The sequence below is a fragment of the Nostocoides japonicum T1-X7 genome (assembly GCF_001046855.1).
Classification (GTDB): Bacteria; Actinomycetota; Actinomycetes; order Actinomycetales; family Dermatophilaceae; genus Nostocoides; species Nostocoides japonicum.
The window spans coordinates 2,653,875-2,678,657 of record NZ_HF570958.1 but is presented as its reverse complement, the minus strand read 5'-3'; the positions used below and the strand labels follow the sequence as shown (position 1 = coordinate 2,678,657).

At 72.9% G+C, this 24,783-nt stretch carries 22 protein-coding genes; 6 read left to right on the top strand and 16 right to left on the bottom strand.

Annotated elements, in window-relative coordinates:
* The 11 genes from infC to BN12_RS11925 form a co-directional block, all read right to left on the bottom strand.
* On the bottom strand, nt 1–563 hold a 563-nt coding region (gene infC / locus BN12_RS11975; protein WP_235432386.1), incomplete at its 3' end, for a translation initiation factor IF-3.
* 317 nt (nt 564–880) lie between these two features.
* Nucleotides 881–1,627, bottom strand: coding sequence for an SseB family protein (locus BN12_RS11970; RefSeq protein WP_048556332.1), 747 nt, complete (start codon nt 1,625–1,627; stop codon nt 881–883).
* Nucleotides 1,628–1,686: 59 nt separating this feature from the next.
* Nucleotides 1,687–2,424 (bottom strand): bifunctional 1-(5-phosphoribosyl)-5-((5-phosphoribosylamino)methylideneamino)imidazole-4-carboxamide isomerase/phosphoribosylanthranilate isomerase PriA, encoded by a 738-nt coding sequence (priA, locus tag BN12_RS11965; protein ID WP_048552760.1) that lies wholly within the window; start codon nt 2,422–2,424, stop codon nt 1,687–1,689.
* Entirely contained in the window at nt 2,421–3,095 is a 675-nt protein-coding gene (hisH, locus tag BN12_RS11960) for an imidazole glycerol phosphate synthase subunit HisH (protein WP_048552758.1), read from the bottom strand. The genes priA and hisH overlap by 4 nt, the downstream gene beginning before the upstream one ends.
* Nucleotides 3,092–3,685: a hypothetical protein gene (locus BN12_RS11955; protein ID WP_048552757.1), complete on the bottom strand. Its 594-nt coding sequence runs from the start codon at nt 3,683–3,685 to the stop codon at nt 3,092–3,094. Before BN12_RS11955 ends, hisH begins: the two co-directional genes overlap by 4 nt.
* A 7-nt stretch (nt 3,686–3,692) precedes the next feature.
* Nucleotides 3,693–4,298 (bottom strand): imidazoleglycerol-phosphate dehydratase HisB, encoded by a 606-nt coding sequence (hisB, locus tag BN12_RS11950; RefSeq protein ID WP_048552754.1) that lies wholly within the window; start codon nt 4,296–4,298, stop codon nt 3,693–3,695.
* Nucleotides 4,295–5,434, bottom strand: coding sequence for a histidinol-phosphate transaminase (locus BN12_RS11945; protein WP_048552752.1), 1,140 nt, complete (start codon nt 5,432–5,434; stop codon nt 4,295–4,297). Before BN12_RS11945 ends, hisB begins: the two co-directional genes overlap by 4 nt.
* A complete protein-coding gene (gene hisD / locus BN12_RS11940; RefSeq protein ID WP_048552749.1) occupies nt 5,431–6,762 on the bottom strand; it encodes a histidinol dehydrogenase in 1,332 nt (443 codons plus the stop codon). The genes BN12_RS11945 and hisD overlap by 4 nt, the downstream gene beginning before the upstream one ends.
* 79 nt (nt 6,763–6,841) lie before the next feature.
* Nucleotides 6,842–9,865: a bifunctional [glutamine synthetase] adenylyltransferase/[glutamine synthetase]-adenylyl-L-tyrosine phosphorylase gene (locus BN12_RS11935; RefSeq protein WP_048552745.1), complete on the bottom strand. Its 3,024-nt coding sequence runs from the start codon at nt 9,863–9,865 to the stop codon at nt 6,842–6,844.
* 5 nt (nt 9,866–9,870) lie between these two features.
* Nucleotides 9,871–11,208 (bottom strand): type I glutamate--ammonia ligase, encoded by a 1,338-nt coding sequence (glnA, locus tag BN12_RS11930; protein WP_048552744.1) that lies wholly within the window; start codon nt 11,206–11,208, stop codon nt 9,871–9,873.
* 161 nt (nt 11,209–11,369) lie between these two features.
* A complete protein-coding gene (locus BN12_RS11925; protein ID WP_327152654.1) occupies nt 11,370–13,670 on the bottom strand; it encodes an immune inhibitor A domain-containing protein in 2,301 nt (766 codons plus the stop codon).
* Nucleotides 13,671–13,881: 211 nt separating this feature from the next.
* Here BN12_RS11925 and panB point away from each other — a divergent pair, with 211 nt between their 5' ends.
* Nucleotides 13,882–14,748: a 3-methyl-2-oxobutanoate hydroxymethyltransferase gene (gene panB / locus BN12_RS11920; protein WP_048552742.1), complete on the top strand. Its 867-nt coding sequence runs from the start codon at nt 13,882–13,884 to the stop codon at nt 14,746–14,748.
* Nucleotides 14,749–14,750: 2 nt separating this feature from the next.
* Nucleotides 14,751–15,377: a class I SAM-dependent methyltransferase gene (locus BN12_RS11915; protein ID WP_048552738.1), complete on the top strand. Its 627-nt coding sequence runs from the start codon at nt 14,751–14,753 to the stop codon at nt 15,375–15,377.
* A gap of 5 nt (nt 15,378–15,382) precedes the next feature.
* Here the strand turns inward: BN12_RS11915 and BN12_RS11910 are convergent, their stop codons facing one another.
* Nucleotides 15,383–15,586 carry a hypothetical protein gene (locus tag BN12_RS11910; RefSeq protein WP_048552737.1) on the bottom strand — a complete coding sequence of 68 codons (204 nt, stop codon included), beginning with the start codon at nt 15,584–15,586 and terminating at the stop codon, nt 15,383–15,385.
* Nucleotides 15,587–15,626: 40 nt separating this feature from the next.
* Here BN12_RS11910 and map point away from each other — a divergent pair, with 40 nt between their 5' ends.
* Nucleotides 15,627–16,490, top strand: coding sequence for a type I methionyl aminopeptidase (gene map / locus BN12_RS11905; RefSeq protein WP_048552734.1), 864 nt, complete (start codon nt 15,627–15,629; stop codon nt 16,488–16,490).
* Nucleotides 16,491–16,545: 55 nt separating this feature from the next.
* Nucleotides 16,546–17,325: a polyphosphate--glucose phosphotransferase gene (gene ppgK, locus BN12_RS11900; protein ID WP_048552732.1), complete on the top strand. Its 780-nt coding sequence runs from the start codon at nt 16,546–16,548 to the stop codon at nt 17,323–17,325.
* A gap of 758 nt (nt 17,326–18,083) precedes the next feature.
* On the opposite strand, the gene BN12_RS11895 is transcribed toward ppgK, so the two are convergent.
* The 4 genes from BN12_RS11895 to pruA all read right to left on the bottom strand — a co-directional run bounded on the left by BN12_RS11895 (nt 18,084) and on the right by pruA (nt 22,891).
* Nucleotides 18,084–18,737: an MBL fold metallo-hydrolase gene (locus BN12_RS11895; RefSeq protein ID WP_048552730.1), complete on the bottom strand. Its 654-nt coding sequence runs from the start codon at nt 18,735–18,737 to the stop codon at nt 18,084–18,086.
* Between the two features lie 58 nt (nt 18,738–18,795).
* Nucleotides 18,796–20,229, bottom strand: coding sequence for an aspartate aminotransferase family protein (locus BN12_RS11890; protein WP_235432385.1), 1,434 nt, complete (start codon nt 20,227–20,229; stop codon nt 18,796–18,798).
* Nucleotides 20,230–20,315: 86 nt separating this feature from the next.
* Entirely contained in the window at nt 20,316–21,230 is a 915-nt protein-coding gene (locus BN12_RS11885) for a DUF1932 domain-containing protein (RefSeq protein WP_053080020.1), read from the bottom strand.
* 32 nt (nt 21,231–21,262) lie between these two features.
* On the bottom strand, nt 21,263–22,891 hold the full coding sequence (gene pruA, locus BN12_RS11880) for an L-glutamate gamma-semialdehyde dehydrogenase (protein ID WP_048556328.1): 1,629 nt from the start codon (nt 22,889–22,891) through the stop codon (nt 21,263–21,265).
* 164 nt (nt 22,892–23,055) lie between these two features.
* Here pruA and BN12_RS11875 point away from each other — a divergent pair, with 164 nt between their 5' ends.
* On the top strand, nt 23,056–24,081 hold the full coding sequence (locus BN12_RS11875; RefSeq protein ID WP_048552727.1) for a PucR family transcriptional regulator: 1,026 nt from the start codon (nt 23,056–23,058) through the stop codon (nt 24,079–24,081).
* Nucleotides 24,082–24,229: 148 nt separating this feature from the next.
* Nucleotides 24,230–24,783: NAD(P)/FAD-dependent oxidoreductase (locus BN12_RS11870; protein WP_157635710.1), on the top strand; the 554-nt coding region annotated here is incomplete at its 3' end.

Genomic DNA, 24,783 nt, shown 5'->3' with positions numbered 1-24,783 from the left:
TCGACGACCGGCTCCTGCGGGGCCCGGGATGCCGGGGCCGCGGATGCCTGGGCGCGCTCGTCGCGCCGGCGTCGCTGCTCGGCCTTGGCCTCGGACTTCTTCTTCAGCGGGGCGAGAACCATGATCATGTTGCGGCCGTCGACCTTCGGTGCCGACTCGACGGTCCCCAGCTCGGCGACGTCCTCGGCCAGGCGCTGCAGGAGCCGGTGCCCGAGCTCGGGCCGGGACTGCTCGCGTCCGCGGAACATGATCGTCACCTTGACCTTGTCCCCGCCGCCGAGGAACCGCTCGACGTGGCCCTTCTTCGTGCCGTAGTCGTGCGGGTCGATCTTCGGGCGGAGCTTGATCTCCTTGATGACCGTGTTGACCTGGTTCTTGCGGGCCTCCCGGGCCTTCATGGCGGCTTCGTACTTGTACTTGCCGAAGTCCATGAGCTTGGCCACGGGGGGCTTGGCCATCGGGGCGACCTCGACGAGGTCGAGGTCCGCCTCGGCCGCGAGCCGGAGGGCGTCCTCGACGCGGACGATGCCGACCTGCTCGCCGTTGGGGCCGACCAACCGCACCTCCGGAACCCGGATGCGGTCGTTGATGCGAGGCTCGCTGATGTGCTGCTCCTTCGTCGTTGGTCATGGTGGCCGCGGGATACGAAGAAAGGGCTCCTCGTCGCGGTGCGCGAGAAGCCCTCGTTCCGACCCCGGTGACACGTATGCCGCGAACCGGCTCCGGCGTTCGGAGCAGGCACGGCATACGCCGCCTGGACCTGGAACCCGGCGACCTGCTGGTCGTCGCGGGTGGAAGCTGGGCTTCTCTTGCACGTCGACCTCCCGAGGGTGGCCGACCGGTCTGGTTCAGGGTACCAGCGGGTCGCTGACCGGCGAAATCACCGGAGCACGAAGGCCAGGCCGTCGACCCTCGCGCGGAGCTCGCCGTCGGCGGCGAGCCGCTCCCCCACCCGGGTGGCGATCTCGCGGACCTCCTCGCCGGTCAGGCCCGGTCGCAGGGTGAGGACGACGCGCAGGATGCCGTGGGCGGCCGGCTCGCCGTCCTCGACCCCGTGACCGGTGATGTCCTGCTCGGAGGCCACCGCCCGCTCGACCGACCGGGCGACGAACGGGTCGTCGTGCGCGGGCCGCCAGTCGCGCTGCTGGGCGAGAGCCCACACCATGCTCGGCCGGAGCGCCGTCTCGCGCGCGGAACCGACGTCGAGGACGATGGACTCGCAGCCCTCGGTGACGGCGGCCTGGGCGGCCCGGGCGGCCGTCACGGGCACCGGGCGGGCCGTCGCGTCCCAGGCGGCGAGCGCCTGCACCGAGGTGAACGCCGGCAGGGCCCGGGTGCCGTCGGCCGCCGTGAGGACGACGAGCGCCATGTCGACCGACGCGTCGTGGGCGAGCCCCTCGGGTCCGACCTCCACCGCGCCCGGCTCGGCGACGACGGCGACGAGCAGGCGGCTCCCGGCCACGACTGCGACGAGCGCGGCATCGGTCGTCGGGGTCGTCAGGGCGGCGACGAGGGTGCGGTCCTCCGCACCCTCGTCGTCGTCGAAGCCGGTCGAGGTGAGGACCCGGTCGCGCCACGGCCGGCCGCCGGAGTCCTCGACCTCGTCGGCCGCGGGGCGCCCCGGCACCGCCGGCCTCCTGGCCGACGCCGGCTCCAGGTGCTCGGTGACGGATGGCGGGTACTCGGTCACGGGCGGCCGGCCACCTCGAGGGCATCGGGCAGCGCGAAGCCGCCACGGTAGAGCGCCGACCCGACGATGGCGCCCTCGACACCGATCGGCACGAGCCGCCGGAGGGCGGCGATGTCCTCGAGCGTCGAGACCCCGCCGGACGCGACGACGGGCCGGTCGGTGCGGTCGCAGACGTCGCGCAGCAGCTGGAGGTTCGGGCCGGCGAGCATGCCGTCCTTCGTGACGTCGGTGACGACGTAGCGCGCGCACCCCTCGCGGTCGAGGCGGGCGAGGGTCTCCCAGAGGTCTCCCCCGTCCTTGGTCCAGCCGCGCGCCGCGAGCGTCGTGCCCCGGACGTCGAGCCCGACCGCGATGCGGTCGCCGTGCTCGGCGATCGCGGCCGCGGTCCACTCGGGATCCTCCAGAGCGGCGGTGCCGAGGTTGACCCGGCGACACCCGGTCGCGAGGGCCCGCTCCAGCGAGGCGGCGTCGCGGATGCCGCCGCTCAGCTCGACCAGGACGTCGAGCCGTCCGACGATGTCCGCGAGGAGCTCGGCGTTGGAGCCGCGGCCGAAGGCGGCGTCGAGGTCGACGAGGTGGAGCCACTCGGCCCCGAGCCGTTGCCAGTCGCTCGCGGCCTCCCACGGGTCGCCGAACGTGCCCCCCGATCCGGCGACGCCCTGGACGAGCTGGACGGCCTGCCCGTCGGCGACGTCGACGGCGGGGAGCAGCTCCAGGCGCGGAGCGTCGGTCATCTGGGTTCTCCTCCATGGCTGGTCGAGAGCGAGCGGACCCAGTTCTCGAGGAGGGCGAGCCCGGCGTCGCCGGACTTCTCCGGGTGGAACTGGGTGGCCGACAGCGGGCCGTTCTCCACCGCGGCGATGAACGGCTCGCCGTGGGTCGCCGTCGTGACGACCGGGGCGACCGGGGCGAAGTTCCCCGCCGGCTCCGGCAGCTGCCACGAGGGGACGGCATACGAGTGGACGAAGTAGAAGCGCTCGCCCTCGACGCCCGCGAACAGCCGCGAGCCCTCGGGGACCGCGACGGTCGACCACCCCATGTGGGGGACGACGGGTGCGCGAAGCCGCTCGACGCGGCCCGGCCACTCCCCCATGCCCTCCTGGGGGGCGTCGGAGGGCTCGTCGCTGCCCTCGAAGAGGATCTGCATGCCGACGCACACCCCGAGCACCGGTCGGCCGCCCGCGAGCCGGACGTCGATGACCCGGGGCCCGTCGGCGGCGCGCAGGCCGGCCATGCAGGCGTGGAAGTTCCCGACACCGGGGACGAAGAGACCGTCGGCCTCCAGGGCCCGGACGGGGTCGGCCGTCAGCTCGACGGCGGCGCCGACGTGCTCGAGGGCGCGAACCCCGGAGTGGATGTTGCCGCTGCCGTAGTCGAGGACGACGACGGTGGGTCTGCCGCTCACGGCGGGTCACCCAGCTCGGCGCGATGGTCGCGGTCGTCGGCCACCATGGCGTCGAACCGGCGCACCGAGGCGGCGGACGGGTGGACGACGGCACCGCCCTCCTCGGCGCCGGTGAGCAGGCCGGCGCCGGGCAGCCCGAGCGTGACGAGGATGCCGGACAGCCACGCGACGGGGTCTGCGGGCCGCGTGGAGAGCGCGCGCCGGATCTCGGACGCGGACACCCCGGGGGCGAGGTGGCGCAGGTCGTCGACGCGGACCGGGGGCAGGCCGGGCGCCGGGCGGGCACCCGTGTCGGGGGTCCACACGAGCCAGGTCAGCCGGCTGTGCCAGCCCTTGGGCCGGACGGTGAGCACCCCCGTCCCGTCGGTGACGAAGAAGCCGACGGCGGGCCGCAGCCGTCGGCCCATGGGCCGCGCCATGAGCGCCCGAGCCGCGTCGTCGTAGGGCGGCGCCGACCGGGCCCGGTCGCCCACGAGCTGGACCGCGGTCCACGGGCCGTGGGCGATGACCCGCGCGCTGACCAGGCCGCGCCCGACCCAGCGGGCCGCGGTGGCGGACGGCCCGCGCAGGAGGAGGACCCCGGTGCTCACGACCCGGTCACAGCGCGCCCTTGGCGCTCGGTATGCCGGTGACCCGCGGGTCCCGGGCGACGGCGGCGCGCAGGGCGCGGGCCACCGCCTTGAACTGGGCCTCGACGATGTGGTGCGGGTCGCGACCGGAGAGGACGCGCACGTGGAGGGCGATCCCGGCGTGGTGGGCGAGGGTCTCCAGGACGTGCCGGGTCAGCGAGCCGGTGTACTGGCCCCCGATGACGACGTACTCCTGGCCGGCGGGCTCCCCCTCGTGGACGACGTACGGGCGGCCCGCGACGTCGACGACGGCGAGGACGAGCGCCTCGTCGAGAGGAACGGTCGCGTCGCCGAACCTCGAGATGCCCTGCTTGTCGCCGAGCGCCTCCCGGAGCGCGTCGCCGAGGACGATGGCGACGTCCTCGACGGTGTGGTGGGCGTCGACGTCGATGTCGCCCTCGGCGTGGACGACGAGGTCGATGAGCGAGTGCTTGGCGAGCGAGATGAGCATGTGGTCGTAGAACCGCACGCCCGTCGAGACGTCGGCGGTGCCTGTCCCGTCGAGGTTGACGGCGAGCTCGACAGTGCTCTCCGACGTGCTCCGCGTCAGCTTCGCGGTGCGGTCGCTGCTCATGAACGGGCCTCCAGGTGGGCGGGGACGAGCTCGGCCAGGGCGTCGAGGAAGGCGGTCGTCTCCTCCGGCGTGCCGGCCGTCACCCGAAGATAGTGCGGGATGCCGACGTCGCGGATGAGGACCCCCCGGTCGAGGAGCGCCTGCCACGTCACGTGGGCGTCGGCGAGGCCGCCGAAGAGGACGAAGTTCGCGTCGCTCGGGACCGGCTCGAGGCGACCGCGGGCCCCGGCCTCCGCCCCGAGACGGGGAAGCGTGTCGACGATCCGGTCGCGCTGCGCCTTGATCGCCTCGACCGTCCCGAGGAGCAGGTCGGTGTGGCGCAGCGCGACGAGGGCGACGACCTGGCTCGGCGTCGACAGGTGGTAGGGCATCCGGACGAGCCGCAGCGCGTCGGCGACCTGCGGGTCCGCCGCGAGGTAGCCGAGCCGCCCTCCGGCGAGGGCGAAGGCCTTGCTCATCGTCCGGGTCACGACGAGGCGCTCCCGCCCCTCGAGGAGGGTCAGGGCGCTCGGGGTCCCGGGCCGGGCGAACTCGGCATACGCCTCGTCGACGACGACGAGCGCGTCCGGCGCCGCGTCGTGGACGGCGAGGACGACGTCGAGGCCGAGGGCGGTGCCCGTCGGGTTGTTCGGCGAGCAGAGGAAGACGACGTCGGGCCGGTGCTCCTCGACCGTCCGGGCCGCGCGCCCCGCGGACAGGTCGAACGGCCCGCTCGCCTCGCCGCGGTGCCCGTCGACCCAGGCGGTGCCCGTCGTCCGGGTGATGATCGGGTGCATCGAGTACGCGGGGGTGAAGCCCAGCGCCGTGCGGCCGGGACCCCCGAACGCCTGGAGGAGGTGGAGGATGACCTCGTTGGAGCCGTTGGCCGCCCACACCTGCTCCGGTGTCACGGCCGTCCCCGAACGGGAGAGGTATGCCGCGAGCGCCGTGCGCAGGTCGGTCGCCTCGCGGTCGGGGTAGCGGTTGAGGTCGGGCACCGCCTTGGCCATCGCCGCGGCGACGTCGTCGACGACCTCCTGCGGCACCGAGTAGGAGCTCTCGTTCGTGTTGAGCCGGACGGGGACGTCGAGCTGTGGTGCGCCGTATGCCGTGCGCCCTCTCAGGTCCGCCCGCAGCAGGTCCGCGACGCCGGTCACCGGTGGTCCCCGAACCGCGCGGTGATCGCCTCCCCGTGGGCGGGCAGGTCCTCGGCCTCGGCGAGCGCGACGACGAGGTCGGCGATCTCGGCCAGCGCCTCCCGGGTGTAGTCGACGACGTGGATGCCGCGCAGGAAGGTCTGGACCGACAGGCCGCTGGAGTGGCAGGCACAGCCCCCCGTGGGCAGGACGTGGTTGGACCCGGCGGAGTAGTCGCCGAGGCTCACCGGCGCATACGGGCCGACGAAGATCGCCCCGGCGTTGCGGACGCGCAGGGCGACCCGCGCGGCGTCGCGGGTGTGGATCTCCAGGTGCTCGGCGGCATACGCGTCGGCGACGGCGACGCCCTGCTCGATGTCGTCGACGAGGACGATCGCGGACTGGCTCCCGGTGAGGGCGGTGCGGACGCGCTCGGAGTGCTTCGTCGCCGAGACGCGGGCCTCGAGGGCCGCGGCCGTCGCGTCGGCGAGCGCCGGGCTGTCGGTCACCAGGACGCTCGCGGCGACGACGTCGTGCTCGGCCTGGCTGACGAGGTCGGAGGCGACGAGGTCGGCGTCGGCCGTCTCGTCGGCGAGGACGAGGATCTCGGTCGGCCCGGCCTCGGCGTCGATGCCGACGACCCCGCGCAGCAGCCGCTTGGCCGCCGCGACGTAGATGTTGCCGGGCCCGGTCACGAGGGACACCGGGTCGCAGACGTCGCCGCCGTCCTCGAAGCCGTAGGCGAACGCGGCGACCGCCTGGGCGCCGCCCATCGCATACACCTCCTCCACCCCGAGGAGACCGCAGGCGGCGAGGATCGTCGGATGCGGCTGACCCGCGAAGTCCGGCGGGTTGTCGCGCTGGGGCGGGCTCGCGACGGCGAGCGAGCCGACGCCGGCCTCCTGCGCGGGGACGACGTTCATGACGACGCTGCTCGGGTAGACGGCGCGGCCGCCCGGCACGTAGAGGCCGACCCGGTCGACGGGCACCCAGCGCTCGGTGACGGTGCCGCCGTCGACGACCCGGGTGACCGTGTCGGTGCGTCGCTGGTCCGCGTGGACGAGGCGCGCGCGGCGGATCGTCTCCTCGAGCGCGGCCCGCACCGTGGGGTCGAGGGCGTCGACGGCGGCGGCGATCGTCCCGGCCGGGACGCGCAGCCGCCGCGGCCGGACGTGGTCGAGACGCTCGGAATGGTCACGGACGGCCTCGGCACCTCGGTCGTGGACGTCGTCGCAGATCGGGCGGACGACGGCCAGCGCCGCCTCGACGTCGAGCTCGGCCCGGGGCATGAGGGCGCGAAGCTCACGAACCCCGAGGTCACGGCCCCGGATGTCGAGCGTGGTCATCATGGGAAAAGTCTAGGAGTCCCCACCGCCCCGCCCGGTCCACCGTCCACCGCCCGGTCCCTCCCCTCCTCTCCCTCGTCGTTCAGGGAGCGTCGTAGAAGGCGCGGCGCATCGCCGAGCGGGCCCGGCGGGAGACGCGGCGGTAGCGCTCGGCGAGCAGCTGGCCGGACGTCGGCGGGAGCCCGAGGATCCGGGCGACGCCGTTCGCGTCCTGGACGTCGGACGGGAGGCTGTCCATCGGTCGGCCGCGGAACAGCATCGAGGCGTTGCGCATCCGCGAGGCGAGCGACCACGCCTCCTCGAGGGCCTCCGCGTCGTCGCCGTCGAGGTAGCCGCCGGCCCGGGCGGCCGCGAGCGCGCCGAGGGTGCTCGTCGTCCGGAGCGCAGGGTCGGAGTGGGCGTGGCACAGCTGGACGAGCTGGACGGTCCACTCGACGTCCGACAGCCCGCCCTCTCCGAGCTTGAAGTGGGTGCGGCGGTCGGCGCCGCGCGGGAGCCGCTCGGTCTCCATCCGGGCCTTGAGGGTGCGCACCTCCCGCACCTGGGCGGGGATGAGCCCGCCGGCGGGCCAGCGCAGCGGGTCGACGAGCCGGAGGAACCGGTCGCCGAGCTCGGCGTCGCCGGCGAGGGGCGTCGCGCGCAGCAGGGCCTGGGACTCCCAGACGAGCGACCAGCGGGCGTAGTACGCCGCATACGAGGCGAGGGACCGGATGATCGGGCCGTTCTTGCCCTCGGGGCGCAGGTCGGAGTCCACGGGCAGCGCCGGGTCGGGCCCCTGCTGGCTCAGATGCCTCCGGAGCAGCTTGACGACGTCGGTCGCCTGCTCCTGGGCGAGCGCCTCCGCCGCTCCCGGCAGCGGGTCGTGGACGAAGATGACGTCGGCGTCGCTGGCATACCCTGCCTCGCCCCCGCCGAGCCGACCCATCCCGACGACGAGGATGCGCGTGCTCATCGGCCGGCCCGTGCTCGCCTCGACCTGGCGCACGGCGACGTCGAGGGTGGCCTGCAGCAGCGCGGCGGACAGGTCGGTGAGGGCGCGCCCGACCTCCGCGAGGCCGATGCCGCGGCCGAGGTCGGCGACGGCGATCCGGAACAGCTCGGTGCGCCGGATGGCGCGGATCGCCGAGACCGCCTCCTCGGGGGTCGACCGGCGGGCCGCGGACGTCGCCATCCGCCGGGCGATGTCGTCGCGGGTGCGAGGGGTCGTGCCGGCGTTGTCCCCGAGGAGCTGGACGGCCTCGGGCGCGCTGACGAGCAGGTCCGCCGCGAACCGGCTCCGGGCGAGGACGTGGGCGAGCCGCTCGGCCGACGAGCCCTCGTCCCGCAGCATCTTGAGGTACCAGTGGCTCGAGCCGAGGGACTCGCTGACCTTGCGGAAGGCGAGGAGCCCGGCGTCGGGGTCGGCCTCGTCGGCGAACCAGCCGAGCATGACGGGCAGCAGGGTCCGCTGGATCGCCGCCCGGCGCGAGACCCCGGTCGTCAGGGCCTCCAGGTGCCGCAGGGCACCGGCCGGGTCGCGGAAGCCGAGGGCGGCCAGCCGGTCCCGGGCCGCCTCCGCCGAGAGCCGTGCCTCGTCGCTCGACAGCCGCGCGACGGCCGCGAGGAGGGGGCGGTAGAAGAGGCGCTCGTGGATGCGCCGGACCTCGCGGGCCTGGGCCTGCCAGGCCTTGACGACCTGCGCCTCGGCATCGCCGCGGAAGCCGACGGCGCGGCCGAGGCGGCGCAGGTCGGCGTGCGCGGCCGGCATGAGGTGCGTCCGCCGGAGGCGGAACAGCTGGATCCGGTGCTCGAGGGTCCGCAGGAGCCGGTATGCCGTGTCGAGCGCGGTCGCCTCCTCGCGCCCGACGTAGCCGCCGGCGGAGAGGGCGGCGAGGGCGTCGAGCGTCGTGCGGGAGCGCAGCCGTTCGTCGCTGCGGCCGTGGACGAGCTGGAGGAGCTGGACGCTGAACTCGACGTCGCGCAGGCCGCCGGGGCCGAGCTTGAGCTGCCGCGCCGCCTCGGCCGGCGGGACGTGCTCCTCGACGCGGCGGCGCATCGCCTGGACGTCGACGACGAAGTCGGGGCGCCCCGCCGCCTCCCACACCATCGGCCAGACCGCCGCGAGGTAGGCCTCCCCGAGCGCGCGGTCGCCCGCCACCGGCCGGGCCTTGAGGAGGGCCTGGAACTCCCACGTCTTGGCCCACCGCGCGTAGTAGGACGCGTGGCTCGCGACGGTGCGGACGAGCGGTCCCTGCTTGCCCTCGGGCCGCAGCGCGGCGTCGACGGGCCACAGCGTGCCGTGGGCCGTCGAGGCGGAGCAGGCCCGCATGAGCCGGGTCGCGAGCGCCGTGCCCGAGGCGACGGCCACGTCCTCGTCGATGCCCTCGGCGGGTTCGACGACGAAGATGACGTCGACGTCGCTCACGTAGTTGAGCTCGTGGCCGCCCGTCTTGCCCATGCCGAGGACCGCGAGGTCGCAGCGTGCCGCCTCGACGGGCAGCTCGGCCGTCGCGATGGCCAGCGCGGCCTCGAGCGCCGCCTCCGCGAGGTCGGCGAGGGCCGCGGCGGTCCGGGGCAGGACGGCGACGGGATCCGGACTCGTCACGTCGAGGGCGGCGATGCCGAGGAGCTCACGCCGGTATGCGACGCGCAGCGCGTCGTCGCGGGTCAGCTCGCCCGGCTCCCGCACCGCGGTGACGAGGTCACGGATCCGCTCGGCGGCCGAGCGCGGCTCGGCCTCCACGACGCAGCGCCAGTGCTCGGGGTGGGCGACGAGGTGGTCGCCGAGCGCCGTCGACGCCCCGAGGACGCCGAGGAGCCGGTCGCGTCCGGGTCCGGGGTGGCGCAGTGCGGCGATGAGATGGGAGACGTCGCGGTCGCGCTCCTCGGTGCGGCGGCCCTCCTGCCGGCGCAGCGCCTCCATGAGCCGGACGAGGGCGAGGAGGGCGAGGTCGGGGTCGGCGACGCGCGCGAGCGCGTCCGGCAGCCCGTCGCCGAACACGTCGTCGAGCGGGTCGAGGAGGCCGCCGAGCGCGGGGTCCGCGAGGAGCTGCTGGGCCCGTGCCGGGTCGGCGAAGCCCAGGCGCGCCAGGGTCGCACCGGCGCTCGCTGCGCGCGTGGAGGCCATCGGCGTCAGAGCCGGGGCAGGTAGCGGCTCAGCTCGAAGGCGGTCACCTGGTTGCGGTAGTCGTCCCACTCGGCGCGCTTGTTGCGCAGGAAGTACTCGAAGACGTGGTCGCCGAGGGTCTCGGCGACCAGCTCGCTGCGCTCCATCGCGGCGATGGCCTCCGCGAGGGACGCCGGGAGCGGGTCGATGCCCATGGCCCGTCGCTCGTCGGCGGTCAGCCGCCACACGTCGTCCTCGGTCTCGGCCGGGAGCTCGTAGCCCTCCTCGATCCCCTTGAGGCCCGCCGCCAGGAGCACGGCATACGCGAGGTAGGGGTTGCACGCAGCGTCGATGGTGCGGACCTCGACGCGGCTGCTGTTGCCCTTGTTCGGCTTGTACATCGGCACCCGGACCATCGCCGACCGGTTGTTGTGGCCCCACGTGAGATATGCCGGCGCCTCCCCGCCGCCCCACAGCCGCTTGTAGGAGTTGACCCACTGGTTGGTGACCGCCGTGAACTCCGCGCCGTGCCGCAGCAGCCCCGCGATGAACCGGCGGCCCGTCGTCGACAGCTGGTAGGGGCCGCCGGCCTCGTAGAAGGCGTTGGTGTCGCCCTCGAAGAGCGACATGTGGGTGTGCATGCCGGAGCCCGGGTGCTCGGCGAAGACCTTCGGCATGAAGGTCGCGTAGATGTTCTGCTCGAGCGCCACCTCCTTGACGACGGTGCGGAAGGTCATGATGTTGTCGGCCATGGTGAGGGCGTCGGCATACCTCAGGTCGATCTCGTTCTGGCCCGGGGCGCCCTCGTGGTGGGAGAACTCGACGGAGATGCCCATCGACTCGAGCATCGTGATGGCCGACCGGCGGAAGTCCTGCCCGCTGCCTCCGGGGACGTGGTCGAAGTAGCCGGCGGTATCGATGGCCACGGGGTCCGCGCCGCTCTGGGCGCTCCGGTCGAGGAGGAAGAACTCGATCTCGGGGTGGGTGTAGAAGGTGAACCCGGCGTCGCTCGCCTTGTCGAGGGCCCGCTTGAGGACCTGGCGCGGGTCGGCGATGCTCGGGCTGCCGTCGGGGAGGCAGATGTCGCAGAACATCCGGGCCGTGCCCGGGCTCTCACCGCGCCACGGGAGGATCTGGAAGGTCGAGGGATCCGGCTTGGCGAGCATGTCCGCCTCGTAGATCCGTGCGAAGCCCTCGATGGCCGAGCCGTCGAAGCCGATGCCCTCGGCGAAGGCGCCCTCGAGCTCGGCCGGGGCGACGGCGACCGACTTCAGCGTGCCGAGCACGTCGGTGAACCAGAGGCGCACGAAGCGGATGTCGCGCTCCTCGATGGTACGTAGGACGAACTCCTGTTGACGGTCCATGGGATGAGATCCTGCCCTATCCGTAGGCGGCGCGGGACCTCGGTGCACCCGACCCGCCCACGCCCGTTCCGGCATACCGGAGGAACCCTCTCCTCACGCGGACACGGCCCCGGCGCGGACGCCGGGGCCGTGTCGTGGCGGGACGGTCCCGCTCGCTCAGGTCACTTCGTGAACTGCACCCGCAGCTGCATGAAGTCGCCGTCGCTCGTCGTGGACTTGACCGTCAGCTTCAGCCCGGAGCCCGCCACCTTGACCGAGCTCATCGGGTTGTCGGCCGTCCAGTACTTGTTGGGGTAGGCGTCGTCGAAGACCGGGATGGCCGGCTGCGACGGAACCTTCAGCGCCACGCCGTTGTGGTGCAGCGTCACGGCGTCGGTCGCCTCGAGGCCGAACGTCGCGTCGAACGGCTGGCGCCGGTTGCCCAGCTGGAAGCCGTCGGGGAACACCATGTTCGCCGGCCGCGCGTCGACCGGCAGGACGAGGCCGCCACCGGGGTGGGTGGAGGTGTTGTTGTCCGCGTAGGACCCGTCGTAGTAGGTGACGAGCAGGCCGTTCTGGTACGGGAACCGCTCGACCCAGTCGGGGCGCGTCGTGCCCCAGCCGAAGTTGTACGGACCGGTCCGCAGGGTGTCGTCGTAGCCGGAGTAGACGCGGTTCTCCGCGAGGTAGAAGCGCGGGGTCGTCACGGTCGTCGACCCGTCGATGCGGCTCCAGCCCGACACCGTCCAGCCGTTGTCGCCGTCCTCCGCGCCGTCGGTGAGAACGGTGTCCCCGTCGACGGTGACCATGATGTCGTCGAGGAAGGCGCCCTTGAGGTTGTAGCCCCCGTCGGAGGCGTAGCGGAACCGGAACTGGACCGGCTCACCGGCGAAGTCCGACAGGTCCCACGTCTTCTGGGCCCACGTCATGTCGCTGCCCGTGATGCTGTCCAGGGTCGTCCACGACGTGCCGTCGGTGCTCGCCTCGGCGTAGAGGTAGTCGTAGTCCTCCTCGATGTCGTGGGCCAGGTAGGCCGACACGGACGCCGACGCCGCGCCGCTGAGGTCGATGCTGCGGCTCAGCGTCGCGCTCCGGTTGTTCGACGACCCGCTCCACCACTCGTTGCTGCCCGCGTGCGGGGTGTTGTACTGCGTCGTCGTCGTCTTGTCCGGCAGCGTGACGACGACCGCCTGCGGGTTGTTCTTGGCATCCCGGTCGGCGGGGCCGATCTTCACCCCCCGGCTCTCGCCGTAGGGCACGACCGTGTAGTCGAGCCACCCGAGGAACAGCTTCTCCCAGGCGCCCATGTAGCCCGGTGTCGTGCCGATCGAGTTGCCCCCGTGGCCCAGCCACGAGCCGGCGCTCATCAGCGTCCAGAAGCCGGTGCCGTTGTCGCCGCCGTTCGTGTCGTAGAGGTCCGGCAGGCCGAGGTCGTGGCCGAACTCGTGCGAGAAGACGCCGAGGCCGCCGTTCTCCGGCTCGGTCGTGTAGTCGCCGATCCACAGCCCCGAGTCGCCGAGGGGCACACCGCCGAGGAGGTTGCCCGTCGGACCGGTCTTTCCGGCATTCGTGGAGAAGGCGTACCACCGGTGCGACCAGATGGCGTCCTCGCCCTCGGCGCCGCCCCCTGCCTCCTCGCCCTCGCCGGCGTGGATCGCCTGGAAGTGGTCGATGTACCCGTCGGGCTCGTTGAAGTTCCCGTCCCCGTCGTAGTCGTAGCGGTCGACCTTGTCGAACTGCTTGAGGTACTTGGTGATCCAGGCCTTCGACTTGCCGGCCGCGACCTGGGCGTCGTACCACGCCGAGGCCGTGTCCTTGACGTAGTTCCAGTAGCCGTCGGCCTCGGAGATGTCGTTCGACCCGTAGCGCGCCTCGTTGAAGGGGACGGTGACCCAGTTGGAGACGTCGCCCGTGGCGAGGAAGCGGCCGTTGGACTGCTTGAGGTAGAAGTCCTTGAACGACTCGCCGTCGCCGAACATCATGTTCCGGTAGTGCGACCGGTTGAAGTTCTTCACCCAGTACGTGCTGTTGTCGGCAGCGGAGCCGCTCCCCGCGCCGCGGACGGGCTGCGGGATCTCGTTGTGACGGGGGCCCGCCGAGCCGTCGGTCCGCGGGTCGGTCTGCGTGCCGAAGTCGGTGAGGATCGTGAGGATCGACTCCTCACGCTCCACCGGATAGCTGACGAAGCGGTCCTTCGACTTCTTGCCCGTCCTCGCGTCGACCTTCCCCGCGAGCTTGATGACCCGCTGCCCCCCGCGGACCTCCGTCGTCGCCTGCCCCGTGACGAGCTTGGCGATGGCCTCCCGGCGCAGCGCGTTCTGCGCGTCGGCGAGTGGGTTGGGCAGGTTGTCCTTCTTCTGGACGGCCACCGGGTCCTTGTCGACGGGGGCCTGCCGGGCCTGGGCGCCCGGCATGGTCATCGTCAGTGCGAGCGCCGCCGTGGCGACCCCCGCGACAGCCGTCGCCTGTCGTGTTCGTTTCACGCGTTCTCCTCCACCGTGCTGTCGGCCACCGGGTCCGGCGGCCGCACGCGACGACGCAGCGGTGCCGTCCGGAACGGAAGATCTCGCGGGTGCTGAAGTCCACGGGAAAGAAGCTGCGGTGTCGCGCCGCGACTTACGCAATCACAGATCTCGGACCGAGGGGAGGCTCGGGCCGCACTTTTTACGAACTCCTGACGCTTACGATGCCCCCATGAGCGACTCCACTCCCCTCCCCGAGGTCACGGCGCCCTACGGGACCGGCGCCCAGGCCGCCCCACAGCGCCGCATCCGCGTCCCCCACCTCCAGGCGATGACCGACCGCGGCGAGAAGTGGGCCATGCTCACGGCATACGACATGTATGCCGCGGAGATCTTCGACGAGGCGGGCATCCCGGTCCTGCTCGTCGGCGACTCGGCGGGCAACAACGTCTACGGGTTCGAGACGACCGTCCCGGTGACCGTCGACCACCTCGTCCCGCTCGTCCGCGCGGTGACCTCCGCCGCGAAGCACGCGATGGTCGTCGCCGACCTGCCCTTCGGGTCCTACCAGGCGAGCCCGCAGCAGGCGCTCGCGACGGCCACCCGGTTCATGAAGGAGGGCATGGCGCACGCCGTCAAGCTCGAGGGCGGCCGCCCGATGGTGCCGGAGGTCGAGCTGCTCGTCCGCGCCGGCATCCCCGTCATGGGGCACATCGGGTTCACGCCGCAGAGCGAGCACGTCCTCGGCGGTTACAAGGTGCAGGCGCGCGGTTCCGGCGCCGACAAGCTCATGGACGATGCCCTCGCCCTCGAGGAGGCCGGGTGCTTCGCCGTCGTCATCGAGATGGTGCCCGTCCCGGCCGCCAAGGCGGTGGCCGACGCCTTGCGCATCCCCGTCATCGGGATCGGCGCCGGGCCGGAGGTCGACGCCCAGGTCCTCGTCTGGCAGGACATGGCGGGGCTGCGCGGCGGCAAGGCACCCCGGTTCGTCAAGAAGTACGCGAACCTGCGGGCCGAGCTGGCGCAGGCGGCGAGGGAGTATGCCGACGAGGTGCGGTCGGGGGCCTTCCCGGCCGCCGAGAACTCCTTCGAGGAGTGACGATGTCCGAGCCGTTCCCGCGGACCCGATGGAGCGAGATCGCCGGCATCTCGCCGGACGCCGCCGCCTACCAGCGGCGGTTCGACGCGCTCGAGGAGTCCGGCGAGGACGTCCACGGCGAGGCCCGGTTCGTCGCGTCGCTCGTGCCTCCCGGGTCGCGCATCCTCGACGCGGGGTGCGGGACCGGGCGGGTCGCCAAGGAGCTGACGCGCCGGGGCTACCGGTGCGTCGGGGTCGACGAGGACGCGGCGATGATCGCGTATGCGACGGCGAACGACCCGGCGACCCGGTACGTGCGGCAGGACCTCACCGACCTGTTCCTCCGCAGCCAGAAGTTCGACCTCGTCCTCATGGCGGGCAACGTCGTCCCCCTCCTCGCGCCGGGGACGCTCCCGGAGGTCATGCGGCACGTGGCCGGTCACGTCGAGCGGGGCGGGCTCGTCGTCGCGGGCTTCGGGCTCGACGCCGCCCACCTGCCGCCAAGCTGTCCGGTGACCTCCATCGAGGACTACGACGCGGCCTGCTGGGCGGCCGGGCTGCTGCCCGAGGCCCGGTACCCGACGTGGGAGGGCGGGGACGCCTGGAACCCGAGTGCGGCATACGTCGTCGACCTCCATCGGCGGACCTGACGGGCTCAGTCCTCGAGCGTCCCGTCGTCCCAGGACCCGCTGTTCCAGCGGCGGTCCTCCTCGTCCCACCGCTCGGTGTTCTCCCGCGCCTTCTCCAGGGCACGGGCGGCGTCCTGCTCGGTGGCATACGGTCCGAGGACGTTGGCGTCCTGGGAGCGGTTGTCGTCCGTCTCGACCTGTCCCGTGTCGACGTTGTACCAGTAAGGCATCGGGTCGTCCTCTCTACGCGGCCTGCCTAGACTCCACCGTATGCCGATGACGTATGCAACGGTGGCCCCGGGCACCGTGTCTCCGCGCCGGGTGGTTCCCGCGTCGATCGAGCGACCGGAGTACGTCGGCCGGCCCGCACCGAACCGCGAGCTCAGCCCGGAGGTGAAGGACGAGGAGACGATCGAGCGGATGCGGGTCGCGGGCCGGGTCGCGGCACAGGCCATGGAGGCCGCCGCGGCCGTCATCGCCCCGGGGGTCACGACCGACGAGATCGACCGGGTCGGCCACGAGTTCCTCCTCGACCACGGCGCCTACCCCTCGACGCTCGGGTACCGCGGCTTCCCCAAGTCCCTCTGCACGTCGGTCAACGAGGTCGTCTGCCACGGCATACCCGACGACCGTCGGCTCGAGGACGGCGACATCGTGAACATCGACATCACCGCCTACGTCGGCGGCGTCCACGGCGACACCGACGCGACCTACCTCGTCGGTGCCGTCGAGGAGGAGTCGCGACTGCTCGTCGAGCGGACCCGCGAGGCGATGATGCGCGGCATCCGGGCCGCCGTGCCCGGGAGGCGGATCAACGTCATCGGCCGGGTCATCGAGAGCTATGCCCGCCGCTTCGGGTACGGCGTCGTCCGCGACTTCACCGGCCACGGCATCGGCCGGTCGTTCCACTCGCCCCTCGTCATCCCGCACTACGACGCGGCACCGGCCTACGACACCCTCATCGAGCCGAACATGACGTTCACGATCGAGCCGATGCTCAACCTCGGGACGTCGGACTGGGAGATGTGGGACGACGGCTGGACGGTCGTCACGGCGGACCGCCGTCGGTCCGCCCAGTTCGAGCACACGATCCGGATCACCGACTCGGGGAACGAGATCCTCACTCTGCCGTGAGCCCCGACCTCGCTAGGGTGGTCCCCGACCCGCGATGGCCCACGGAAGGACGACGATGTCAAAGAAGGCCCTCCCTCTCGGAATCGACGTGGGCGGCAGCGGCGTGAAGGGTGCCCCGGTCGACCTCGATGCCGGAGCCTTTGCGGAGAAGCGGCTGCGCATCGAGACCCCCCAGCCGTCGACGCCCGAGGCCGTCGGCGACGTCATCGCCCAGATCGTCGAGCACTTCGACGAGATCCGGGGCGACTCCCCCATCGGCATCACCGTCCCCGGGGTGGTGACCAAGGGGGTCGTGCGGTCGGCGGCGAACATCGACCAGCGATGGCTCGACTTCGAGGCCGAGAAGATGCTCGAGAAGCGCCTCGACCACGACATCCTCCTCGTCAACGACGCGGACGCCGCCGGGGTCGGCGAGCTCCACTACGGCGCCGCGAAGGGCCAGCGCGGGCTCGTCATCGTCACGACGCTCGGCACGGGCATCGGCACCGCCCTCATCAACGAGGGCGAGCTCGTCCCCAACTCCGAGCTGGGGCACCTCGAGCTCGACGGTCTCGACGCCGAGAGCGTCGCCGCCTCCTCCGCCAAGGAGCGGGAGGGGATCTCCTACGCCGAGTGGGCCAAACGGCTCCAGCGCTACTACTCGCACCTGGAGAACCTCCTGTGGCCCGACCTGTTCGTCGTCGGCGGCGGCGTCTCCAAGGACTCCGAGGAGTTCCTGCCGCTACTGTCGCTGCGGACCCCCATCGTCCCGGCGAAGCTGCGCAACAAAGCCGGGATCATCGGCGCCGCCTACCTCGCCGCACGGGGCGGCGAGAAGCTGCACGCCGACCGCTAGCCGGTACCGGCCGGCCAGTTGGCGTTCTGGCACCCGATCGGGGCCCCTGCACCACTCCACCCCACCGACCCGCCGGCGGTCTGCCACCAATCGGGGCCCCTGCACCACCCGGACGCCCACCGGCCACCCCACCCGAGCCGACCAACCCCCGGACCGGGCCACCCGCCGGCGTTCTGCCACCCAATCGGGGCCTGTGCACCACCCGGACGCCGACCGGCCACCCCACCCGGGCCGACCAACCCCCGGACCGGGCCACCCGCCGGCGGTCTGGCACCCGATCGGGGCCTGTGCACCACCCGGACGCCGACCCACCTCCGCTCAGTCCCTACGTTTCCGACCTGGAGACTGACGGACACCCAATGCGGTCGCCGGCCGATACCCGTCATACGTGAGCGGCCCACGTGTCGAGTGCCTGTGGGTCGCTTTGGATGTCGGTCGGCCCCACGAACAGGCAATACGGACGCTGCCGGTCGGCGAGCGGTGCCCGATGAGCGGTCTCGGAGCGTCTGTCGGTGGCCCGCCGCGCCAATGTCCTGTTCCTCGGTCCGCCTCACCGCGCCAGCGGCTTCCCGGTAGCGCTTCTCTGCGTGGACTGGTTGGTGCACAGGCCACGATCGGGTGGCAGACCGCCAAGCCGGTGATCGGCCGGTCGGGATGAGGTGGCCCGGTCCGCGTCGGAGTGGTGCACAGGCCCCGATCGGGTGCCAGACCGCCAGTCGGCCGATGGCGGGATGGGTTGGCGCGGGGCGACGTGCCCGTCAGAGGTCGACGGTCGTGGCCCCTCGGCCGGCGAGGTCGAGCATCCGGGTGTGCTCGCCGCCGAAGCTCGTCGCGTGCTGGACGTAGATCTGGCGGCCCGCGGGGCTCACGATGCCGTCGTGGACCGGCACGGCGACGGGCGGGTCGAGCCGCTTGAGGAAGGCCGTCGTCTCCTTGCTCGCGCACCAGGGCGCCGCGACGGCGAACGCGACGATGTCGACGTCGCCCGGCTCGCCGTCGAGGGCGTCCCCCGTGACGTAGAGGGTCGGCTCGCCCGCGGCGGTCAGCCGGACGCCGATGTTCGGGATGCGCGGGATGGCCTCGTTGATGACCGCGTGCAGCTCCCCGACCGGGTGGACACCGACGTCGCCGACCGCCCGCGCCGACCCGTCGTGGGCGACGGCGTCGATCCCCTTCTCGCGCAACACCTCCGCGCTCCCCGGATCGACGATGAGCGCGGCGCCCGGGTTGGCGCGCAGGAGGACGGGGAGCCGGTCGACGTCGAGGTGGTCGGGATGCTGGTGGGTGACGAGGACGGCGTCGAGCCCGGTCAGCGTCTCCCAGCCGGGCGCGAGGGTACCCGGGTCGACGAGGATCCGCACATCGGCCACCTCGACGAGGAGGGCCGCATGTCCGAGGTGGGTCAGTCGCATACCCCCACGGTATGCCGGGTCCTCCTCGGCCGGGGGGTCACCTCTCTCGGAAGCCCGGTCAGCCCCGGAGCGCCTTCGCGAGGTCGGTGAATTCCCCGACGAGGGTGTCCATGTCCGCGTCCGTGTGCGCGAGCGAGACGAGCCACTGCTCGTCGAGCCCGGGCGGGGTCAGCACCCCCCGGTTGACGCCCCACAGCCAGCTGAGCTCGGCCACGCCGAAGTCGGTCGCCTTGTAGTCGCGGTAGTTGCGCACCGGCCGGGTGGACCACGTGACGCACCCCTTCGCACCGAACCCGACCGTGTGGGCAGGCAGCTCGTACTCGGCGATGACGGCGTCGATGGCCGTCAGGGCGTGCACGTTGACCGCCTCGGCGGCATCGAGGGCCTCGTGGGTGCACAGCTCGTCGACGGCCGACGCCGCGGCCATGACGAGCGGGTTGCCGTTGTAGGTGCCGAAGTGGGCCATCCGGCCGTCGACGACGACCTGCATCACCTCGTCGGTACCGCCGAACGCGGCGAGCGGCAGCCCGCCACCGATGCTCTTGGCGAGCGTCACGAGGTCCGGCTTGACCCCGAGGCGCTGGGAGGCGCCGGCATACCCCGCAGTGAGGCCGGTCTTCACCTCGTCGAAGATGAGGAGCACGCCGTGCGCGTCGCAGGCCGCCCGCACGCCGGCGAGGTAGCCCGCGTCGGGAAGCACGATGGACAGGTTCTCCACGACCGGCTCCATGACGACCGCCGCGACCTCGGAGGCGTGCTCCTCGAGCAGCCGGGTCAGGTAGGGCAGGTCGTTGTAGGGCGTGACGTAGACGGTGCCCGCCTCGACGTCGAACGGCACGTCCGGGATCGGCGCCTCGGCGGGGCCGATGTCCTCCAGTGCCGGCTTGACCGAGACCTGGAGCGCGTCGTAGCCCCCGTGGTAGCCGCCCTCGATCTTGATGATCGCCTTGCGGCCGGTGTATGCCCGAGCCGAGCGCACGGCGTACATGAGCGACTCGGTGCCGGAGTTGGTGAAGCGGAGCATGCCGAGGCCGAACCGCGCCTTGAACCGCTCGGCGACCTCCGTGGCCGTCGGCGACGGGGTGACGAACAGCGTGCCCGTCTCCTCCAGCGCATGGGTGACCCGCTGGACGACGAGCGGGTTGAGGTGACCGACGAGCATGGCGCCGAACCCCATCGACAGGTCGAGCAGCCGCCGGCCATCGACGTCGGTGAGCCACGCGCCGCGGGCCGAGACGATGGAGACGGGGTAGGGATCCCAGTGCTGGAAGGAGGAGGTGACGCCCAGGGGCAGGGTCGTGCTGGCCCGGGCGTTGTGCTCACCCGAGGCCGGCGTGCCGGCCGTGAACCGCTCCCACTCCGCCGCGAGGAGGCTCTCGATCCGTCCGCGGTCGACCGGCGTCGAGGTCGCCGGCACCCAGCGGCGGGTGCCCTGCTCAGGTTCCGGCCAGTCCCTCGTCTGCACGGACTGCTCCGATGCCGTGTTCGTCACTCCGAGCTACCTCCTTCGCCGCACCGCGGCGCTGCGGGTCGATGGCGCCGACCCTAGCGGTCCGAGCCCGCGCACGACAGACGGGGCTAGACCTCGGTGGCCATCGAGCCGTGGGTCGCGCCGGAGAGCCAGTCCAGGGCCACCGTCACGTCGCGGTGCGCGTCGCGGGGAGGCTCGCTGCGGCTCCGCAGCTCGAGGCTGCGGGCGTAGACGGCGTCGGCGGCCGCCAGCATGGACGACGGGAGGCCGAGGGCCTCGAGCTGCGACCGGGCCCGCTCGACCTCGCGCCGGCGCCGCTCGGCGTGGACGACGTGGGTCGTCACGAGCATGTCGAGGAAGGCCGTGAAGCCGGACGCGTCGACATCGCCCATCGCCTCGTAGAGCTGCTCGCGGACCCCTTGCTGCTCGGCGGCGACGAGGCATTCGACGGCGAGCGCCTCGAGCCCCTTGGTGAGGATCGTGCGCAGCAGCTTGAGGGCCGCGGCATCCCCCGCCGCGGCCTCCGGCAGGCAGGTGACGGGAGCGCCGAGCCGGACGAACGGAGCCGTCGCCTCCGCGGCGTGCGGTCCGGCGGCGAGCAGGGCCGTCCGCGACCCGGTGAGCGCGACGGCCCCGAGGATGACGGCGTCGACGTAGCGGACCCCCGCCCGGGTCGCCCGGACGTCGGCCCCGCGCTTGTCGTCCGGGCTCGCGGTCGTGAGGTCCACGACGGTCGCTCCCGAGGGCAGCCAAGGGAGGAGCTCGTCGAGGACGGACGAGGAGACGTCCCCTCCCACGGCGAGCCAGACCTGGCCCACGTCGCGCAGCCACGGTCCCGGCCCGCGGTGCAGGACGATGCCGGTATGCGAGTCCGCCAGGGCCAGGACGGCCTCCGACGGCCGTGGGGCGCAGAGCGCGACCGTGGGGCGGCCGGTGGCTCCCGGCGACTCCCCGGCACTCTCGACGAGCCCGACGGCATACGCCCGACCGACCTCGCCGCCGCCGATGATGGCCGTCGTCATGACCGTCCTGCCTGTCGCCGACCCGGGGCGGCTCAGGACTCGAGGTGGGGGTACCGGTAGTCGGTGACGGGCAGATGGTTGCGCTTGACGGACCGGGGGCTGGCGAAGCGGATGAGGTTCCACACCGTGCCGGCCTTGTCGTTGGTGCCGGACGCGCGGGCGCCTCCGAACGGCTGGGCCCCGACGACGGAGCCGGTCGGCTTGTCGTTGACGTAGAAGTTGCCCGCCGTGTAGCGCAGCGCGTCGTCGGCCTGCCGGACCGCCGCCTCGTCGGTCGCGAACACCGCGCCGGTCAGGCCGTAGGGGGTCGATTCGTCGACGAGGCGCAGCGTCCGATCCCAGTCGGCGTCCTCGTAGACGTAGGCCGTGAGGACCGGCGCGAACAGCTCCTCGGTGATGAAGGGCGAGAAGGGGTCGTCCACCTCGAGGATCGTGGGGTCGACGAACCAGCCCGTCGAGTCGTCCGTCGAGCCGCCGACGACGACGAGCCGCTCCTCCCGGGCCTGCTTGAGGGCGGCGGCGTGCTTGGCGTGCTGCCTGGCGTTGATGACGGCGCCGACATAGGTCTCGGGCAGCGTGGGGTCGCCGACGACGACGCTCTCGGTCATCGCGACGAGCCGCTCCCTGAGCTCGGGCCACAGGCTGCGGGGCACGTAGAGCCGCGAGGCGGCCGAGCACTTCTGCCCCTGGAACTCGTACGCACCCCGGATGCACGCGGCGGCGAGGGTGTCGAGATCGGCCGAGGGGTGGGCGAGGATGAAGTCCTTGCCGCCGGTCTCGCCGACGAGCCTCGGGTAGTTGCGGTAGCTCGCGACGTTCTGCCCGACGGTGCGCCAGATGTGCTGGAAGGTGCCCGTCGAGCCGGTGAAATGGACGGCCGCGAGGTCGCGGTGGCCGAGCGCCACCTCCCCGATCTCGGCGCCGTCCCCGTAGACGACGTTGACGACCCCGTCCGGGAGCCCGGCCTCGCGCAACAGCTGGAGCGACAGGTGCGCGACGAGCGAGGCGCTCTCGGCCGGCTTCCACACGACGGTGTTGCCGAGGACCGCCGGGCCGAAGGCGAGGTTGTTCATGCACGTGAAGTTGAACGGCGTCACCGCGAAGACGAACCCCTCGAGGGGCCGGTACTCCGCCGTGTTCCACTCCCCCGGACGGGAGCCGGGCTGCACGCCGTACAGGTCGAGCATGTTCTTCACGTTCGCCCGGATGAAGTCCAGCGTCTCGCACGCCGCGTCGATGTCGGCCTGATAGGTCGTCTTGGACAGCTCGAGCATCGTCGCGGCGTTGAGGTGGTGGCGCCACGACCCGTGCTCGAGGAGGTCCGCGGCACGCAGGAACGGCGCGACCCGGTCCTCCCACGGCAGCCGTCCCCACCACGAGGCGGTGGCCAGGGCGGCGTCGATGGCGCGCTGGGTCTCGGCGGCGCCGGCCCAGTGGACGGTGCCGAGCTGCGTCGCGTGGTCGTGCGGCGTGACGACGGGGACCTCGCGCCCGGTCCGGACCTCCTCGCCGCCGATGATGTTGGGCACGTCGTAGCCGGTCGACCGGATCCTCGCCAAGGCGTCGGCGGTGTGGGCGCGCTCCGGCGACCCGGGCGCGTAGCTCAGCGGCGTCGTCGGGCCGACGGGGAAGAGGGCGGTGCGTGCGGCGGGAGCGGACATCCTTCGGACCTCGATCTGTCGGTGCTGCGCGGCTTTGCGGTCGGTGCCGATGACGGCGACGGTATGCGAGCCACGGCGCCGTCCGCTTCGGCGCTTGCTCGGAAACCCCATCCCGTGTTTCCTACGGTTGTCGAAGTTCCCGTCGAGCGGGAGGAGCGGGTGCGGTGCCGGACATCCAGCGAGCCGTCGAGGAGCTCGCGGAGCGCCTCGGATGCGCGGTGCTCGTCGAGGACGCCGGCCACCATCCCCTGTGGTGGAGCGCCCAGGACGAGGGCGACCCCGTGCGGCTCCGCTCGATCATGCGGCGCGAGCCGCCCCCGGAGGCGGCCGCGCTCGTCCGGCGGCTGGGGCTGGCCCGGGCCACCGGTCCCGTCCGCACGCCGGCCCTTCCGGAGGCCGACATGGTCGAGCGCTGGTGCGTCCCGGTCCGCGAGGGAGAGCGGCTCCACGGCTACCTCTGGGTCCTCGACCCGCACGGAGCCGTGTCGCAGGAGGAGATCGGGCCGGCCGTCGAGGTCGCCGGTCTCGCGGCGGGGATCCTCGCTCGCACCGAGCCGGACGCCGCCGAGCGTGCCCGGCTCCGCGCCGAGCTGCTCGCCCGGCTCCGGGCCGGACGGGATGTCGCCGCCGCGGAGGAGCTCGCCGACCTCGAGCACCTGTCTCGCCAGGTCACCGTGGCGGTCAGCGCGCTCGTCGGCACTCGTGCGGACCGGCGCGGCTGGACCCTCGGCGACGGCCTGACCGCCCACCCCGACCCGGGACCGACGGCTGCCCTGACGAGTGGCCCACCGGTGCCCCTCGCCGACCTGTCGGTCGCCGTCTCCCGTGCCGTGGCGACCCGCCGGGCCCTCCGTGCGGGAGCGCGCCTCGCCCGGCCGACGTGGGACGCCCTCGGGTCGTGGCACCTCATCGTCGCCGCCCCCGACGACCTGTCCCCCGGCCAGGTCCATCCCGGCGCCGACGTGCTGCGCGGCCGGCGACGCGGCGACCTGCTGCTCACCGCGCCGTGCGTCCTCGACCACGGCGGCGACGTGACCCGCAGCGCGGAGGAGCTGCACATCCACCGCACGACGCTGTACTACCGGCTCGACCGCATCGAAACCCTGACCGGCGTCAACCTGCGCCTCGCCGACGGGCGCGACGACCTGCACCTCGCCCTCCGGCTCGCGGCATACCGGGACACCCGCTGACCTCTCCCGACGGGGACCCGTTCCGACGATTGTCGAAGAACTCCTCCCGGAGTTCCGAGGCCGCGCCGATGACCCGACCGCCTCCCGGCTCCTAGCGTCCTCACATCGCGGCACCGTCCCGAGGTGTCCAGGACGACGAGGGGTCCCCATGATCGAGGAGCTGAGCGCCGACGTCGTCGTCATCGGCGCCGGAGCGGTGGGGGCCAGCTGCGCCCACCACCTGACCTGCGCCGGGAAGCGGGTCGTCGTCCTCGACACGTTCGACGGACCGGCGGAGGGCAGCACCGGGCGGTCCTTCGCCTCGATCCGGGGCCAGTGGGCCGACGACCTCAACATCGAGATCTCCTGGCGCAGCATCCAGGCCTTCCGGGACTTCCCCTCGACCCACGGCATCGACGTCGGCTACCGGCCCACCGGCTACCTCCTGCTCGTGTCCGAGGAGACCTGGGAGGCCCAGCAGCGGGCCGTCGCCCGGCAGCGCGAGCACGGCGTGCCGGTCGAGATCCTGACCCTCGAACAGGCCTGGAGGACAACGCCGTTCGAGCCCAGCGGTCTCGGCGGGGCGACGTGGGGATCCGCGGACGGGGTCGTCGACCCGCACCGGGTCGCCAGCGCATACCTCGAGCTGGCCCGCGCCGACGGCGCCACCGTCCTGTTCCGGCACCGGGTGACCGGCATCGACGCGGGCGCCGGCGGCGCGTG